Origin of the sequence: Kitasatospora purpeofusca, assembly GCF_042691725.1 — a bacterium.
Classification (GTDB): domain Bacteria; phylum Actinomycetota; class Actinomycetes; order Streptomycetales; family Streptomycetaceae; genus Kitasatospora; species Kitasatospora purpeofusca_B.
Genome location: NZ_CP170483.1, coordinates 2506441 through 2522954, shown reverse-complemented (window position 1 = coordinate 2522954; position 16514 = coordinate 2506441). Strand labels below are relative to the sequence as shown.

13 protein-coding genes are annotated in these 16514 nt (G+C 74.8%); 6 read left to right on the top strand and 7 right to left on the bottom strand.

Annotated elements, in window-relative coordinates; all coding sequences use genetic code 11:
* Positions 1-15 precede the first annotated feature (15 nt).
* Positions 16-513 (top strand): ATP-binding protein, encoded by a 498-nt coding sequence (locus ACFCLZ_RS10310; RefSeq protein ID WP_380284525.1) that lies wholly within the window; start codon positions 16-18, stop codon positions 511-513.
* A 288-nt stretch (positions 514-801) separates the two neighbouring features.
* The gene (locus ACFCLZ_RS10305) at positions 802-3051 is read left to right on the top strand and encodes a SpoIIE family protein phosphatase (protein ID WP_380284524.1); all 2250 of its coding nucleotides are present in this window, start codon (positions 802-804) and stop codon (positions 3049-3051) included.
* Positions 3052-3104: 53 nt separating this feature from the next.
* Here the strand turns inward: ACFCLZ_RS10305 and ACFCLZ_RS10300 are convergent, their stop codons facing one another.
* The 5 genes from ACFCLZ_RS10300 to ACFCLZ_RS10280 all read right to left on the bottom strand — a co-directional run bounded on the left by ACFCLZ_RS10300 (position 3105) and on the right by ACFCLZ_RS10280 (position 8554).
* The gene (locus tag ACFCLZ_RS10300) at positions 3105-4169 is read right to left on the bottom strand and encodes a DUF2637 domain-containing protein (protein ID WP_380284523.1); all 1065 of its coding nucleotides are present in this window, start codon (positions 4167-4169) and stop codon (positions 3105-3107) included.
* Positions 4170-4405: 236 nt separating this feature from the next.
* Positions 4406-5614 (bottom strand): (2Fe-2S)-binding protein, encoded by a 1209-nt coding sequence (locus ACFCLZ_RS10295; RefSeq protein WP_380284522.1) that lies wholly within the window; start codon positions 5612-5614, stop codon positions 4406-4408.
* Positions 5615-5824: 210 nt separating this feature from the next.
* Positions 5825-6592, bottom strand: coding sequence for a hypothetical protein (locus ACFCLZ_RS10290; protein WP_380284521.1), 768 nt, complete (start codon positions 6590-6592; stop codon positions 5825-5827).
* 274 nt (positions 6593-6866) lie between these two features.
* A complete protein-coding gene (locus tag ACFCLZ_RS10285; RefSeq protein WP_380284520.1) occupies positions 6867-7736 on the bottom strand; it encodes a hypothetical protein in 870 nt (289 codons plus the stop codon).
* A gap of 218 nt (positions 7737-7954) precedes the next feature.
* A complete protein-coding gene (locus ACFCLZ_RS10280; protein WP_380284518.1) occupies positions 7955-8554 on the bottom strand; it encodes an NTP transferase domain-containing protein in 600 nt (199 codons plus the stop codon).
* Positions 8555-8652: 98 nt separating this feature from the next.
* Here ACFCLZ_RS10280 and ACFCLZ_RS10275 point away from each other — a divergent pair, with 98 nt between their 5' ends.
* The 3 genes from ACFCLZ_RS10275 (at position 8653) to ACFCLZ_RS10265 (ending at position 11453) form a co-directional block, all read left to right on the top strand.
* Positions 8653-8775, top strand: a complete 123-nt coding sequence (locus ACFCLZ_RS10275; protein ID WP_380284517.1) for a hypothetical protein — start codon at positions 8653-8655, stop codon at positions 8773-8775.
* Between the two features lie 136 nt (positions 8776-8911).
* The gene (locus tag ACFCLZ_RS10270) at positions 8912-9685 is read left to right on the top strand and encodes an HNH endonuclease family protein (RefSeq protein ID WP_380284516.1); all 774 of its coding nucleotides are present in this window, start codon (positions 8912-8914) and stop codon (positions 9683-9685) included.
* 145 nt (positions 9686-9830) lie between these two features.
* Positions 9831-11453, top strand: coding sequence for an alpha/beta hydrolase (locus tag ACFCLZ_RS10265; protein WP_380284515.1), 1623 nt, complete (start codon positions 9831-9833; stop codon positions 11451-11453).
* Between the two features lie 74 nt (positions 11454-11527).
* On the opposite strand, the gene ACFCLZ_RS10260 is transcribed toward ACFCLZ_RS10265, so the two are convergent.
* Together ACFCLZ_RS10260 and ACFCLZ_RS10255 are read right to left on the bottom strand one after the other, a co-directional pair.
* Positions 11528-13951 carry an ArnT family glycosyltransferase gene (locus ACFCLZ_RS10260; protein WP_380284514.1) on the bottom strand — a complete coding sequence of 808 codons (2424 nt, stop codon included), beginning with the start codon at positions 13949-13951 and terminating at the stop codon, positions 11528-11530.
* Positions 13952-14053: 102 nt separating this feature from the next.
* Positions 14054-15178: an alpha/beta hydrolase gene (locus tag ACFCLZ_RS10255; RefSeq protein ID WP_380284513.1), complete on the bottom strand. Its 1125-nt coding sequence runs from the start codon at positions 15176-15178 to the stop codon at positions 14054-14056.
* 149 nt (positions 15179-15327) lie between these two features.
* Between ACFCLZ_RS10255 and ACFCLZ_RS10250 the strand changes: the two genes are divergently transcribed.
* On the top strand, positions 15328-16329 hold the full coding sequence (locus ACFCLZ_RS10250; protein ID WP_380284512.1) for a hypothetical protein: 1002 nt from the start codon (positions 15328-15330) through the stop codon (positions 16327-16329).
* The last annotated feature ends 185 nt before the right edge of the window (positions 16330-16514 follow it).

Sequence of the window (16514 nt, the reverse complement as noted above, 5' to 3'; positions counted from 1 at the left end):
GGAGGAGCCTTCCGGGTGACCGGAACCGGCCAGGGCGCCCCGGCCGGCACGGCGGGCCCCGCGAACGCGCTGGGCGCGGCGGGCGTCACCCGGCCGGGCGTACCGGCACCCGGATGCGCGCTCAACCGCCGGCTCCACCTGGCACTGGAGGCCGCCGACCTGGTCGGCGTCGGCGCGGTGCGCCGCCGGCTGCGCGCCGCACTCGGCCTGTGGGGGGTGCCCGAGCTGGCCGACACCGCCGAGCTGCTCACCTCCGAACTGGTCACCAACGCGCTGCAGCACACCGGCCAGGGCGCGGTCTTCGACGCGGTGCTCACCGGTGACCAGCGGCTGCGCATCGAGGTCCAGGACGGCACGGCCCGGCTGCCCGGCCGCCGCCGCGACCCGGACCCGGAGTACGCCACCTCGGGCCGCGGGCTGCTGCTGGTCGAGGCGCTCGCCGACTCCTGGGGCGTCCAGTTGCGCGGCGACGGCAAGGTCACCTGGTTCGAGCTGGGCACCGTCGGCGCCTGAAGCCGCCCGGCACCGTCGGCCGCCGTTTGTCGCACGAGCACTGTTCGCTGCCGAACGATGCCCGGAAGTGAAGGCGGAGGGTGAGATTCCCGGCCCGTTGCCATTGCCGCTCGGCCGAACATTGGCCAGGATGGTGGGAATGTGTGCCCACGTGCGAGAAGCGGCGGGGAAAGACCACCTCGACCATTGACCGCCCGTCGGCGCGCGACCGTCGAGCACCACCCATCACCCGCCACGCGGCCCGTCCGGACGGTCGGCGCGGTCCGCCACGGCAGCGGCAGGAGCAGCATGCCCACTGAGCCCGAGTCACCGGGGCCGGCCCTCCCTTCCGGTCCGCCCACGACCGGCTCCGGGCGGGCCAGACCCCCCGCGCAGGCGGCCCGGCGGAACGCGCTGCGCACCGCCCCCGGCCTGGCGGCCGGCCGGCTCGCGCCGATGCTCTCCGGCGGTCTGCCGCTCTCCCCGGGCGACTCCACGCCGGACTGGCTGGAGCCCGCGATGGCCGCCAACGGCATCGGCTCGTTCGACTGGGACATCCGCCGCGACATCCTGGAGGGCGACCAGCGGGCCTGCATCATCGTCGGCCTCGACGCCGCCGAGAAGGGCCGCTTCGACCGCTCCTCCGCCTCCTTCCTGGCCCTGCTCCACCCCGAGGACGCCCCCGTGGTGCGCCGCCGGGTCGAGCGCGCCGTCGCCGAGCTCGGCCAGTGCGGCGCCTACTACCGGACGCTCGGTCAGGGCGGCGCCACGCGGGCCGTCCGGTTCCGCGGCCGGGTCCTCGCCGACGCCTTCGGCCGCGCCTCCCGGATGGTCGGCTTCGTCTGGGACGCCACCGTCGAGCTGCACAAGCGCGACCGCGCCGACCGGCTCGCCCTGCTGCGCGAGGAGCGCTCCCGCTTCATCAAGGAGGCCGCCCGCGCGCTCTCCGAGGCGGTCACCGTACGGGACGTCGCCCGGGTCTTCACCGAGCTGCCGCTGCCCGGCCTGCCGCCGGACGGCCTGGTGCTGGCCTCCTTCGAGGCCGGCCGGGTGCAGATCCTCGGCGCCTCCGGCTACCGCACCGAGGAGCTGGCCGCCTACGACCGCTCGATGCTGCCGCCGGCCCACCCCGCCGCCGAGGCGCTGCGGGGCCGCGCCCCGGTGTTCTGTGCCAGCCGCGAGGAGTACCGCGAGCGCTATCCGGACGTCTGGGAGCGGGCCCGCCGCACCACCCGCAGCTCCTGGGCCTTCCTGCCGCTGGTCGCCAGCGGCCGGGCGATCGGCGTCTGCGTGGTCAGCTTCGACGACGACCGCCAGCTCGACGCCGACGAGCGCACCCTGCTCTCCACCCTCGGCGGCCTGGTCGCCCAGTCGCTGGCCCGGGCCCGGCTGCACGACGCCGAGCACGAGCTGGCGGCCGGCCTCCAGCGCGTCATGCTGCCGCGCACCGTGCCGTCCGTCCCGGGCGTCACCACCGCCGTCCGCTACCTGGCGGCCGGCTCGGGACTGCAGATCGGCGGCGACTGGTACGACGTGGTGCCGCTGCCCGGCGGCCACGTCGGCCTGGTGATCGGCGACGTCCAGGGCCACGACGTGCACGCGGCCGGCATCATGGGCCAGCTGCGGATCGCGCTGCGCGCCTACGCCGCCGAGGGCCACCCGCCCGCCGCGGTGATGGCCCGGGCCTCCCGCTTCCTCGCCGACCTCGACACCGACCACTTCGCCACCTGCACCTACGCCGAGGTCAACGTCGACTACGGCGTGGTCTACGCCGTCCGGGCCGGCCACCTCGACCCGGTGGTGCGGCGCGGCGACGGCACCGCCACCTCCGTCCCGGTGGCCGGCGGACTGCCGCTCGGCATCGCCCCGGACGAGGAGTACCGGGTCACCCGGTTCAGCCTCGACCCGGGCGAGACCGTGCTGCTCTGCACCGACGGCCTGGTCGAGGCGCGCGGCATGGACCTCGACGAGGGCATCGCCCGGCTCACCGCGGTGCTCTCCGAACCGCTCGCGGACCCGGTCGAGACCGGCCGCGACCCGCTGGACGACCTCGCCGACCGGATCGCCTCCCGGGCCGCCGACTCCAGCGAGCGCGAGGACGACATAGCGCTGCTCCTGCTGCGCTGGGACGGCCCCGAGGGCGGTCTGGCCGCCCAGCAGCTGCGCCGCCGGATCGGCCAGGCGGACCTCGCCCGGATCGCCGAGGTCCGCGCCGAGCTGCGCGACGCGCTGCGCCGCTGGGGGGTGGCGGAGCTGATCGACACCGCCGAACTGCTCTCCTCCGAGCTGGTCACCAACGCCATCCGGCACACCGACCGGGACGCCATGTTCACCGCCCGCCTCTACCGGGAGCCGGCCGCGGACGGCGGACGGGCGCGGCTGCGGGTCGAGGTGGAGGACGAGTCGGACCTCTGGCCGACCCGCCGCACACCGGGGGAGCAGGCCTCCTCCGGGCGTGGGCTGATGCTGGTCGAGGCGCTGGCCGACGGCTGGGGCGTGGAGCCCCGGGGGACGGGCAAGCGGATGTGGTTCGAGCTCAGCGTGACGCCTGCGGAGTGACGCCGGTGGGGTGACGCCCGTGAGGTGATGCCCGCAAGGTGGCCTCCGGGGCGTCAGCCGAACTGCTGCTCCAGGTCCTTCAGCTTCTGCTCCAGCTCCTCCAGCCGGGGCAGGGGCACGGTGTCGTCCTCCGTCGTGAGGTCGATGGTGCGCCGCTCGGGCCTGGCCGGCAGGCCGGGCTGCGCGACCGTGCCCTCGACGGCGGCCCGCCCCGGCCCGGGCCCGCCGTTGCCGCTGTCGGTACCGCCGGTGCCGCCGGCTATGGCGGACTCCGGGCCGGACTCCAGCTGGCGGGCCGCCGGGGGCGCGCCGCCGCCACCGCGCTGGCGCCAGACGCTGTTGGTGCGGTTGATCGCCCGGATCTCGGCGCGCTCGCGGCGCCCCGCCAGCTTTCGGCGCTCCCTTTCGCGGGCGCGGTCGCGCTTGTCGTCGCGGACCTCGTCGACCGCTTCGTCCAGGCTCCGCACGCCCTCCAGCAGCATCAGCGACCAGGCCGCGTAGGTCTCGCGCGGGGCGCGGAGCCAGCGGACGATCCGGATCTGCGGCAGCGGGCGGGGGACGAGCCCCTGCTCGCGCAGCGCGGCCCGGCGGGTCTGCTTGAGCGCCCGGTCGAACAGCACGGCGGCCGAGAGCGACATCCCCGCGAAGAACTGCGGCGCGCCGGCGTGGCCGAAGCCGCGCGGGGCGTGCACCCAGTTGAACCACGCCGAGGCCCCGGCGAACAGCCAGACCAGCAGCCGGGAGCCGAGCGCCGCGTCGCCGTGGCTGGCCTCGCGGACGGCCAGCACGGAGCAGAACATCGCCGCCCCGTCCAGGCCGAACGGCACCAGGTACTCCCAGCCGCCGGAGAGGTTGAGGTTCTGCACCCCGAAGCCGACCAGGCCGTGGAAGGAGAGCGCGGCGGCCACCGCCGCGCAGCAGAACAGCAGCGTGTACGAGGCTCCGCCGTACAGGGACTCCTTGCGGCGGCGGCGTTCCTCGGAGCGCTCCCAGGAATCCGCGCCGCTCCCGCCGTTCGTCGTTCCCCGGCTACGGACCAGGGCCACCAGGAGCCCGCTGATCAGCAGCACCGCAACGCCGGTGACGGCCCAAACCAGCGGTATGTCGGACAATTTCATCGCCTGGACCAGCCTCGCTTTCCTGCGGCGCGATTTCCTGCGTCGTGATGGCGGGGACCATCATGACGGATGCTCGGCCGGAGAATGGCTGATTTCCTGTCAATGCACCGAAGAGGGGGATATCGGGCGAGGGGTAATTCTTATCGTCACATTTGTACTGGAGCGGGGAATTCCGGAATTCCGGAGGTCGCGACGAGCGGGGCGACGGCGGGTGGTCGGACCGCTTCCGACCTCCGTCAACCCCGCGTGACACGGGGACAGCCGGCGCACATCGCCTCGATCCGCACGGTGTAGACGAGGCAGCAGCTGGCCCGGCACCGCTCGGAGCAGTCGGTGCGGGCCGGGGAGTCGGGCGCCGGGGCGGTGAATCCGGCGCCCGGCGTGAAGGGCGCGCACTCCGGCGCGCCGGGAGCGCTCGGGGCGAAGAGGGCGGTGAGCTCCGTCCGTGCGCGCTCCTCCTCGCCGAGCCGCCCGCCGACGTACCAGAGGCCCTCCACCACCGCGTCCGTGGCCATCGCCCAGAGCGTGCGCGGTCCGCGCCGCACCTCCGGGCGGAAGGCGGCCAGCACCGGGGTCAGGAAGCCCGCCAGCGCCGCCCGGAGCTCGGCGGCCAGCGCCGTCTCGTCGGCCACCGGCCGGGCCGCCGGGGCCGACCGCGTCGGGGTCGACCGCGCCGCCGGGGCCGACCGCGTCGGGGTCGACCGCGCCGGGGCCGACCGCGCCGCCGGGTCGTCGGGCAGGCAGGCGAACGCGCCGGGGCGGACCGTCAGTTCGCCGCTGCGGCGGTGGATCGACACGTCGGCGGGCGCGAGCAGCGGCACTCGGCGCTCCAGGAACCACGGCAGGGTGAACAGCAGCGAGACCGGCCAGACGAACCGGTGCAGCCCGATGGAGGCCGCCACGTCCGGCCGCAGCGCCCGGCCGTAGCGGGCCAGTCCCTGCCGGGCGTCGTGTGCCACCAGCTCCCGCAGCGCCGCCGGATCGGCCAGCAGTTCCGCCCCCGCGATCCACCCCCGCCCGCTCCGCGGCGGCGCGCAGAGCACCCGCGGCTCGGGAGCCACCTCCCCGAGCCGCCGGTAGGCGCCCGTCCAGGGCGGGAGGGGCACGGCGGCGGCCTCGGACGCTGCCGGGGCGGCGGCGCCGGGAACGGGTGCCGGTGTGGTGGCGCGGTCCCGGGTTGTGGGTGGGGTGGGGGCGGTGCGGCTGCCGGTCGTGGGGTGGTGGAAGTGCGTGGCGTCGCGGGCCTGTTCGGGGGCGGTGGGTGCCGGTGTGGTGGTGCGGTCCCGGGGTGCGGGCGGGGTGTCGGGGTGCGCGGTGCTCGTCGGCTCGGCGGTCCGGAGGGCGGCGGCGGGGCCGTGGAACCGTGCGGTGCCGGGGGGCCGGTCGAGGACAGGCGGTTCCGGGGCGGGGGGCTCGGAGGCGGGCCGGGTGCTGCTCACGGTCATGGTCGCGCCCATCGGGTCGACCGGGCCGGCCGGACCGTCCGGTCCGCGCCCGGGCCGGAGCCCGTCCGCCGCCGGCGCGCCCCGGACGGGGGCGCCGTGGCGCCGCCGCGCCGTACGTCCGGGCCCGGCCGGCCGGGGCCTGGCGGAGCCCGGGAACGGCAAGGCCGACCTGGCCGGGGCACTGCTCGACCCGGCCAGGTTAGCCTCACCTTAGCTGATCGGCCCCTGGACCTGCCTCTCGACGCGTCCGTCCGGGGTGGCGCCGGGCGCACGCCCCGCGCCCAGCTGGCGGGCGAGCCAGACCGGCACGCCCCCGAGCGCCTGCACCAGCCGGGCCGCCTCCGCCCGCAGCCGCGCGGCCTCGGCCGGCTCGGACACCTCGGCCAGCGCCGCCAGTGCCGGTGCCACCCCCACCGTGAAGCCCAGCTGCTCGCGCAGTCGCAGCGAGGCGTCGAACCCCTCCCGCGCCCGCTCGCGGTCCCCCGCCGCGAGCGCCAGCGCGGCCAGGTGCCGCCAGGTCGACGAGCGGAGCAGCTCGTCGCCGCGCTCGCCCGCGCCGTCGTGCGCCCGCCGGTAGGCGATCCAGGCCGCCGTCGGGTCGCGCAGCAGGTTCTCCGCGACCAGCCCCCGGCGGAAGTCCAGCAGCGGCCGGCCCGGCGCGTCCGGCGGCAGCAGCGCCGAGGTGCGGCCGAGCGCGGCCTGGGCCTCGTCCAGCCGGTCGCGGGTGCCGAGCACACTGGCCACGTACGCCAGGAAGCCCCGGGCGCAGGCCGCCGCCGCGCGCTGTTCGGTGGTCGCCGCGACGGCCTCGGCCAGCCGCAGCGCCTGTTCGGCCTGGCCCCAGTGGGCGGTGGTGAACAGGCACTGCTCGATCAGCAGTTCGGCCCTGACGAGCGCCGCTTCGGGGTCGCGTTCGGCGGCGGGGCGTAACAGGTCGGCGGCCTCCTGCCAGCACGCCCTGGACCGCAGCCGCCACACGGTGTCCCCCTGCTCCGGGGGTGCCGCCGGCCCCCGTGCGTCCCGGCCGCTAGGGCCCCATCCGTGCTCCGACAACGCCACCTCCTTGTGTGCGCCATCCAGCAGGAAACGGACCCCTCCCCTTGCGTGGCACGACGTGCCACAGGCCCGCGCTGTGGCGGCAATTCAACACGGGGGCGAGCTTGTGCACCAGATCACGAGCGGAGGTTGTTGCGTTCGGGCGGCTTTTCGTCTAAACGATCAGCGGACGGCCGGTCGGGGCCCGAACGGGGCCTCAGGACGTCCAGCCGGTCTCCATCAGGGCCTCCGCGGCGCCGTTCGCGGGCTGCGGCACACCCGCCAGGTCCAGGCTGAACAGGGCCACCAGCAGCTGTTCCCCGCGCACCGTGGCCTGGTGCGAATAGCCCGCAAGAGTGAACATCGCGGCGGCCATCTCCTCCGCGTGCAGGGTCTGCAGCCACAGGCACTCGACCGACTTCACGTCGGCCGGCTCCGTCCAGGTGTCCACCTGCGCGACCATCCGGCTGCCCAGCAGGGTCACCCCGTCGCGCTCCTGGGCCTCCGTCAGCTCCAGGTCGTCGAAGCCGAGCCACTCCAGGTAGCGGGCGGCGGTGAAGACGGCGTCCTGCGAGGTCCGCACCGGGTGCGGGCGGAACGGCGCTCGCCGCCGCCACGGCGCGGCCGGAGCGCCCGCCCCCGTGGCCGGCGGCGCGGCGGCGGGCGCGTCCAGCGAGTGCGCGGGGCGGGCCGGGTGCGGGTGGGAGGCCCGCGGGCCGGCGGCGGCGCCCAGCGGGCCGGCCGTGGAACCGCCGCCCAGCCGGGTCGTCCGGTCCACCGGGAGCCGCACGGTGGCCCCGCAGTTGCAGGTGAACTCGGGCTGCGGCCACTGGTCGGAGCGCCCGCAGTGCGGACAGCGCATGCTCAGCCAGGAGTCCTCCCAGGACCGGAAGCGGACCTGCACCGGCACTCCGCCGCGCAGCAGCGGCACCTTGAGCGAGGCGCCGCACGGGCAGGGCAGCGACGGCGGCTCGTACAGGTGCTCCCGTCGGCAGGCGGGGCAGCGGATCGCCCGGGCGCCACCCGCCGCCCCCGGGCCGCGCCCGGCCGGGTCGTGTCCGGTGAAGTCGTCGGGCAGTCCGGGCATCGCGGGCACCGTCCGTTCGAATCGGGGGTGGGTGACGTGTCCCATGCTCCCCGAAACCCGGGAGGTGCGGCGCGGAATGCGGCAATCCTCAGGGAGGAATCAGGGGTGTGCGCTCGATTGATCGGCGGTGAGGAGGAGACGCGTCCCCCTCGCGCGGGAGCCGGGCCCTCGATCGCCGGTACGGGGGCGCACGGCTGTGGTCCGGTGCGGCCCGGCTGTCACTCCGCGCCCCAGCGGGCGAGGTCGGCTGGGGTGTCCAGATCGTCCGGGGCGGCGACGTCGGCGCACTCCACCAGGATGAGGTCGTCCGGGTGCGCCGCCAGCAGGGCGCGCGCCCCCGCGTCCCCGTGCGCGCCCTCCGCGGCCTCGGCGAAGTGCCGGGCCCCGATCAGCACCGGGTGCCCGCGCCGCCCCCCGTACGCCGCGGCGGCCAGCTGCGCCCCGGCCCGGTGCGCGGCCAGCAGCCGGGCCACCGCGGCCGGGCTCACCCCCGGCGTGTCCACCAGCATCACCAGCGCCGCCGAGGCGCGGGCGGGCAGGGCGGCCAGACCGACGCGCAGGGAGGAGCCCATGCCGCCCTCCCAGTCCGGATTGGCCACCAGCCGACAGCCCGGCAGATGGGCGGTGGACCGCACCCGTTCCCGGTCCGCGCCCAGCACCACCGTCACCTCCCGGCAGCCGCCCGCCCGGACCACCGCCACCGCGTGCTCCACCAGCGGCCGCCCCCGGTAGCGGAGCAGCGCCTTCGGCCGCCCGCCCAACCGCCGTCCGCCCCCGGCGGCCAGCACCAGGGCGGCCACCGTCTCGCTCTGTTCCATGCGTCCAGCCTGCCCGCCCCCGCCGCCGCCACACGGGAGGCCCGGCGGCCCCTGGACGATGCCGCCGCCGGCGCCGCCGGGCCTCCTGTGCTGGGTGGATGCCGGCGGCGGCCGGCGCGCCGGAGCCGGCCCTCACGGCGGTGTCGGGGGCGGAGCCGGCCCGCTCCGGCGATGAGATCCTCGCCGAGGTCGAGGAGATCGCCCGCGCGTCGCGGCCCTGAGCGGGTGGCGCACGGGGCGGTGGCCGGTGTGAGCTTCGCCATGATCGAAATGCTCCGTGTTGTGGTGGCTTGACCGCCCGGGGGGCGGCTGGTCTGCTGGTGCGCCGTCAGCCGCCCGCCCATCTGGGGAGTCCCCGTGCCCGCCCGTCGCACCACCCTGTCCGCCGCCGCCACCGTCTTCCTGATATCCGCCCTGGTGCTGAGCAGCTGCTCGGACGACAAGAAGCCGGCGGACGGCGGGTCCTCCGCCGGGGGCGGGGCGGCGGGCGCCGTGAACCGGGGCACCAGCCCCCTGGAGAACCCCGACGGCACCAAGCCCGGTCTGGCGCCGCTGACTTCGGCCGAGGACCAGAAGGCGGGCCGTGCGCTGATCGCCAAGGTCGCCACCGCCGCGGTCGGCCCCAAGGACGGCTACGACCGCAATGAGTTCGGACCGGCCTGGACCGACAACGTGGACGGCATACCCGGCGGCCACAACAACTGCGACACCCGCAACGACCTGCTGGCCCGGGACGGTTCGGCGGTCGAGCGCAAGGACGGCTCGAAGTGCACGGTCACCTCGATGACCATCTTCGACCCCTACACCGGCAAGACGGTGGAGTGGAACAAGCAGCAGGCCTCGAAGATCCAGATCGACCACGTGATGCCGCTGTCCTACGACTGGCAGATGGGCGCGAGCAAGTGGGAGAAGCTGAAGCGGGTGCAGATCGCCAACGACCCGCTCAACCTCATTCCGGCCGACGGTTCGCAGAACGCCTCCAAGGGCGACTCCGGCCCGTCCGCCTGGCTGCCCGCCAACCCGGAGATCCGCTGTGCGTACGCGGTGCGCTTCGCGCAGGTGTCGCTGAAGTACCAGCTGCCGGTGACGGAGGCGGACAAGAAGGCGATGCTGCAGCAGTGCGGCGGCTGACGAGGGGCTGACGAACGGCTGACGAATCGTTTCCTCGGAGAGTTCGTCGCCCTTTGTCCGGAAGCGTGCACGGCGGGTGGGGCGCGACGGGTGGGCCACCGTCAACTGTGGGATCGCCGGGTGGTATTCGTGTGCGGTGCATTCGATGATCATCCGACTCTCGCGACGCGCCCTTCCCACCGTCGCCGCGGCCGCCCTGCTGGCCGCCTGCAGCAGCTCGGGCGGCACCACGGGTGCGGCCTCCGGCGCGCCGTCCACCGCCGCGACCACCACGTCGTCGCCCACCCCGACCGCCACACCCACGCCCACGCCGACCGTGAAGCCCACCGGCCAGGCCGACCCCGCCCTCCAGGCCTTCTACGGCCAGCAGCTCACCTGGGCGGCCTGCAAGGACGACCCGAAGACCGAGACGATCGACGAGTCGGTGGTGCAGTGCACCACCCTCAAGGTCCCGCTGGACTACGCCAACCCGGGCGCCGACACGATCGACGTCGCGGTGGTCCGCAAGCCCGCCACCAAGCCCGACCAGCGGGTCGGCGCCGTCGTCGTCAACCCCGGCGGCCCCGGCGGCACCGGGGTCGGATTCGTCCAGCGCAACCCCGAGTACTTCCAGCAGGGCGTCCGGGAGCGCTTCGACACCGTCGGCTTCGATCCGCGCGGCGTCGGCGGCACCTCCCCGGTGAACTGCCTCGACGACCGGACCCGTGACACTTGGGCCGCCGACGACGACCTCGGCCCCGAGCACGGCAAGGTCCTCGCGGACGCCTGCCAGGCCAAGTACGGCAAGCTGCTGCCCTTCATCGGCACCCGCAACTCCGTGCGCGACATGGACGTGCTGCGCGCCGCCCTCGGCGAGCAGAAGCTCACCTACTTCGGCCTCTCCTACGGCACCTACATCGGCAGCGTCTATGCCGAGGAGTTCCCGGACCGCGTCGGCCGGCTCGTCCTGGACGGCGCGACCGACCCGTCCCTGCCGCTCGCCCAGCACAACATCGAGCAGTACGCCGGGTTCGAGCGCTCGCTCAACGCCTTCGCCGCCGACTGCGCCAAGAAGGCCCAGTGCCCGCTCGGCAAGGACCCCGACCGGGCCGCCGGCAAGCTCGCCGACTTCCTCGACGGGCTCAAGCAGAAGCCGCTCACCACGAGCACCGGCCGCGTCGTCACCGCCACCACGGCGTGGACCGGCGTGATCGAGGGCCTCTACGGGGACGAGAGTGCCTGGGTACAGCTGCGGACCGTGCTGACCCAGGCCATGGTCAACGGCAAGGGCGACTACCTGCTCGGCTACGCCGACTCCTACAACCGGCGCGACAAGGACGGCCGGTACAGCGTCTCCGCCGACGCCTACACCGCCATCCACTGCGCCGACGGGGCGACCGACGTCCCGGCCGGCGAGGCGCTCCAGGCCGCCTACGCCGACCTGGCCGCCAAGGCCCCGCTGATCAGCCGGCACGAGCCGAGCGCGGCCGTCTTCGACCCGGACTGCCGGAGCTGGCCGTTCCGTTCGCCCGAGAAGGCGCACGCCATCACCTCCAAGGCGCAGGCGCCGATCGTCGTGGTCGGCTCCACCGGCGACGCGGCCACGCCGTACGCCAACGCCGAGAAGCTCGCCGCCCAGCTCGGCAACGCCGTGCTGCTCACCCGTGAGGGCGAGGGCCACACCGGATACGGGTGGAGCACCTGCATCCGGGCCGCCGTGGACACCTTCCTGCTGGAGGGCACCGCGCCGGCCGCCGGGACGCGCTGCAAGAGCGAACCCGCGCAGTGACGTGACAGCGCGGCGGCGGGGCGCGCCACGGTCGTTCACCGTGGTGCGCCCCGCCGTTCGGGACCGGCCGGCTGTCAGGAGGAGGGCGGCCGGCTGAGGTCGTAGAAGGTCGAGCCGCCGACCGTGCGGGCGGTGTAGTGGCTCGTCACCCACTCCGAGATCCGGGAGGTCTGCGACGTCGCCGACTCGCCGTCCCGGCCGTTCCCGGCGCCCGGACCGTTCGCCCCGTTCATGCCGTTCGTGCCGTTCGCCTCGGTGAGGGCGCCGCGCAGGTCCCCGCCGGCGATGAACCAGTGCACCTTGCCCTCCTTCACGTACTGCTGGAAGGCGCTCAGGCTGAGCGAGGGGTCGCTGCTGTTGAAGCCGCCGAGGGCCATCACGGGGACGCCGGAGGCGAGCTGGTAGCCGGCGGCGTTCTGCGAACCGCTGGTCGCGGCGGCCCAGCGGTAGCCGTCGGCGCCCTCCTTCAGCAGGGTGGCCGCCTCGTCGCTCACCTTGGTGCCGTTCAGCAGCCCGCCGATGCCGCCGGGGCCGCGGCCCGTGGCGCCCAGGCCGCCCGGGAAGCCACCGCGGGTGCGGTTGCCGCCGCCGTCCTGGCCGCCGTCCTGCGGCGGGGCGCCGGCTCCGGGGAAGCCGGGGAAGGCGCCCGCGCCGCCCGCGCCGCGCCGGCCGAAGCCGCCCGGACCGGAACCGCCCTCCACGGCGGGCCCGGCCAGCACGATCGAGCCCTGGTGCGGGGTGTTGACCGTCTCCACCGCGTACGCCGCCGGACCGCCCAGCGCCGCCGCCGCACCGACCAGACCCGCCACCGCGGTCAGCCGCCCGGCGAGCCGCGAACGCCCGCCCGCGCCGCCGCCGTCCCCGTCCCCGACCCCGTCCCCGGCCGCGCGGCCCGCGAGCCGCGCCGCCAGCGGTCCGGCCGCCGCCAGCGCCACCGCCGCGAGCAGCCCGACCACCAGCACTGTCGGCCGCAGCCACGGCAGGAAGTCCGCGCTGCGCCCGAGCAGCACGTACGCCCACACCGCCGTCACCGCGAGCGTGCCGGCCAGCACCGCCGCGTACGGCAGCCGGTGCCGCGCCCGCCACAGCCCGTCCACGCCCATGCCGACCAGCGCGGCGACCGCCGGGGCCAGTGCCACCGTGTAGTACTGGTGGAAGATCCCGGACATGAAGCTGAAGGTCAGCGCCGTGCAGAGCAGCCAGCCGCCCCAGACCAGGAAGGCCGCACGCGCGGTGTCCGTCCGGACGTGGCGCCGGGTGGCCCACAGGCCGAACACCAGCAGGATCAGCGCGGCCGGCATCAGCCAGGCGATCTGCCCGCCGATGTCGCCGTCGAACAGCCGGGTGATGCCGGTCTGGCCCCAGCCGCCCCCGCCCCGCATCCCGCCGGGCGGGCCTCCGGCGGTAGCGCCAGCGGCCGCGTTGCCGAACGCCCCCTCCATCCCGCCCGGGAACCGGCCCGGCCCGCCCCCGACGCTGCCGGTCTCGTTGCCGTTCAGCCGGCCGAGGCCGTTGTAGCCGAAGGTGAGCGAGAGGAAGCTGTTGTCCTGCGAGCCGCCGACGTACGGCCGCGCCGAGGCCGGGACCAGCTCGACCACCGCGACCCACCAGCCGCCCGCGACCACCATCGCCAGCCCGCCGGCCAGCAGCTGGCGCACCCGCCGCCACAGCCCGGTCGGCGCCGCCACCAGGTAGACCAGCGCGAAGGCGGGCAGGACGAGGAACGCCTGCAGCGTCTTGGTGAGGAAGGCCAGTCCGAACATCACCCCGGTGAACACCAGCCACCGGGTGCCCGCCACCTCGACGGCCCGGACCAGTCCGTAGGCGGCCAGCGTGAGCAGCAGCACCAGCAGCGCGTCCGGGTTGTTGAAGCGGAACATCAGCGCCGCCACCGGCGTCAGCGCGAACGCCGCGCCCGCCAGTAGACCGGCGAGCGGCGAGAACCGCCGGCGCACCGTCGCGTACAGCACGGCCACCGCGGCCACCGCCATCAGCGCCTGCGGGGCCAGCACCGACCAGGAGGACAGCCCGAACACGCGCGCCGAGAGCGCCATCGGCCAGAGCGCCAGCGGCGGCTTGTCGACGGTGATGAAGTTCCCGGCGTCCGAGGAGCCGTAGAAGAAGGCCTTCCAGCTCTCGCTGCCCGCCTGGGCGGCGGCCGAGTAGAAGGCGTTGGCCCACCCGGAGGCGGACAGGCCCCAGAGGTAGAGGACGGCGGTGGCGGCCAGCAGCGCGAGCAGCGCGGGCCGCACCCAGCCCGGGTCGTCGGCGCGACCGCGCCAGGTCCGGCCCGGCAGGGTGCGCAGCCGCTGCGCCCAGGACGCCGGGCCCTTGGGGCCGGTGGGCGGCAGCGGGAACTCCGGGTACAGCGGCGGCTCGGCGGGCCGCCGGGACGCCGCCCCCTCCGGCGAAGGGGCGGGCGGCAGGACCGGGGGCGGGTAGTCCACGGCCTCCGGCCAGGGCTCCCCGGCCGGTGGGGTGTGGCTGGTCGTCGTCATGGCGCTACGCTGGGGCGTCAGTCTGAGAGAACAGTGAAAGACGCGTATGAGCGGCCTGTGATCCCGGCCCGGGCGCGCTTTGTCACGCGGCGTTCATCGCCGTCAGGCGGCCTGCGGCATCGTCAGGTGCTTGCCGAGCCACTCCAGCGCCGGGGGGATCTCCCGGGTCCAGGTGTGGAAGTTGTGGCCGCCGGTGTCGAGGGTGATGGTGGAGAGCTTGGTCGGCGCCTTGAAGGCGTTGACCATCGCCTGGGTGCCCTCGTAGTTGTTCTCGTCGTAGCTGGTGGCGAGCAGCAGCGAGACCGGCGCGGCGGGCTTGTTCTTCAGCCGCCAGACCAGGTCGTTCTCCTGCTTCAGCTGGGCGTTGCCCGCGAACAGGTCGCCGGTGGTCTCGTCGATCGGCGCGGTGTAGTAGCCGGACAGCGAGATGGCCGAGCGGTAGGCGTCCGGCTTGCGCAGCGCGAACTTGAGCGCGCAGTAGCCGCCGGTCGAGTTGCCGATCACCGCGCGGTTGGCCGGGTCGGTGCCGATCCGGTAGTTGGCGGCCAGCGCGGTGGGCAGGTCGCTGGTGAAGAAGGTCTCCACCTGGGGCCCGCCGGGGACGTCCATGCACTCGGTGTCGCGGTTGCCGGACAGCGTCGGGCGCATCAGCACCAGGACGGTCGGCGGCAGCTTGTTCTGCTCGATCGCGGTGAGCGCGGACGCCGGGTACTGCATCAGCGTGATCAGCTTCTCCGCCGAGCCCGGGTAGCCGGCCAGCACCAGGGCCATCGGGAACCTGCGCTGCGCGTACTCCGGCTGGAAGTACTGCGGCGGCAGGTAGACGAAGGCGTCGCTGCTCAGACCGCTCGCCGTGCCCCGGAGCGAGACCTCCTGGATCAGCCCGGAGCGGTCACGGGCCGAGCCCTGCGCCGAGTACATGTTCTTCTCGCCGGTGACGGCCAGGGACGCGGCCGCGTTCGGCTGGTGGTCGACCACCGTGCCGGGCTTGCCGTTGGTGCCGAGCAGGTCGCTCCAGGAGCTGTAGAAGCCGAAGTAGCCGTTGGCGATCAGCCCCATGGCGACGAGTACCGCGAGCTGGGTGGCGAGGAAGGCGCCGATCCGCCCGCTCCAGGCCTTCCAGCCGCCTCCGCCGAATCTCGGCCAGAGCCACATCGTGGCGGCGAAGACGCCGATCGCGATGACGGAGGCGAGGATCTGGAGGGGGACACCCGTGAGGCTGAGCACGTCCTGATCGTAGTTGACGCGGAGGACCGCTCCATGCGCCCTGTCGCACGCCCCCGCTACGCTTCGGTACGCCGCAAGTGCGCTCTGTTGACCGCGCCTTGTTGGATCGGAATCATGTCGGCGGGGACAGCAGACGGCACGGAGTGTGCATGGATCAGTACCTAGAGAACACCCGGGGGAGCGGCATGAAGTCCTTCACCAAGGCCGGCGTTGCGGTGGGCACCGCGTTGCTGCTGGCGGCCTGTTCGAGCGGCGGTTCGGGGGGCTCGGGCGGCTCGGCCGCGTCCGGGCCGTCGGACGGCTTCAGCACCGCCCTGCCCGCACCGACCCGGACCCCGACACCGACGCCCACCCCGACCCCGACGCCGTACGGGCCCGTGCTCGCCGGCTTCGTCAACCCGGTCGGCACCGCGCTCGGCAAGATCAACCCGGCCGCCGACCTGACCACCTTCCTGGCCGGTCTCCAGGAGGCGGCCACCACCGCCAACTCCGCGAGCAGCGGACTCGGCCTGAGCGAAACACCGGTCGCCGTCGGCACCACCAAGCGCCAGCTGGTGACGGCCCTGTCACAGCTCGCCACGGACCTGACCAAGCTCCGCGGCGACGTCAAGTCCAAGACCTACTGCACCACCGGCTCCGCCTTCGCCCAGCTCGGCCTCTCCGAGGGCCTGAAGGCGATCCCGGCCGCCCTGGCCGAGATGACCGCCGCCGGGTACACCACCGTCTTCACCGTCCCGCAGACACCGCCGCAGCAGACCCGCTCGCAGGAGAACGACACCTTCGTCACCAAGGGCCGGCTGCGCGGCAAGGGCGAGCTGAACGTCGACAACACGGGCGGCAGCACCGACTCCGTCGTCTCGCTCTCCCAGAGCGGCAAGGCGGTCCACTCGCTGTACGTCGGCAAGGGGAAGAAGGCGTCGATCGAGGGCGTCGAGGACGGCACCTACGACATCTTCTTCTCCGACGGCGTCGACTGGGACCCGTCGCTGAAGATGTTCACCCAGAACTGCAGCTACACGAAGTTCGACGACACCATGGCCTTCGAGACCGACCGGACGACGTACTCGGTCTGGTCGATCACGCTGACCGCGAAGGTCGGCGGCAACGCGAAGACCAGCGACGTGGACGAGGAGAACTTCCCGCAGCCGTAGCGACCGCCGACGCGGGCACCGCCGGCCGGAGCGCCGGCGGTGCCCGGGTCTCGGCCCCGCCCACCGGAACGGCGGGCCCGGAGTCCCGCCGATCGCCCATATCGCCTCCGGCGGAGGGACTTCGGCGGCGGACCGGACTGTCGCGCGCCTGTTGCCGGGCCATTGTCGGTGGCCCGTGCCAGACT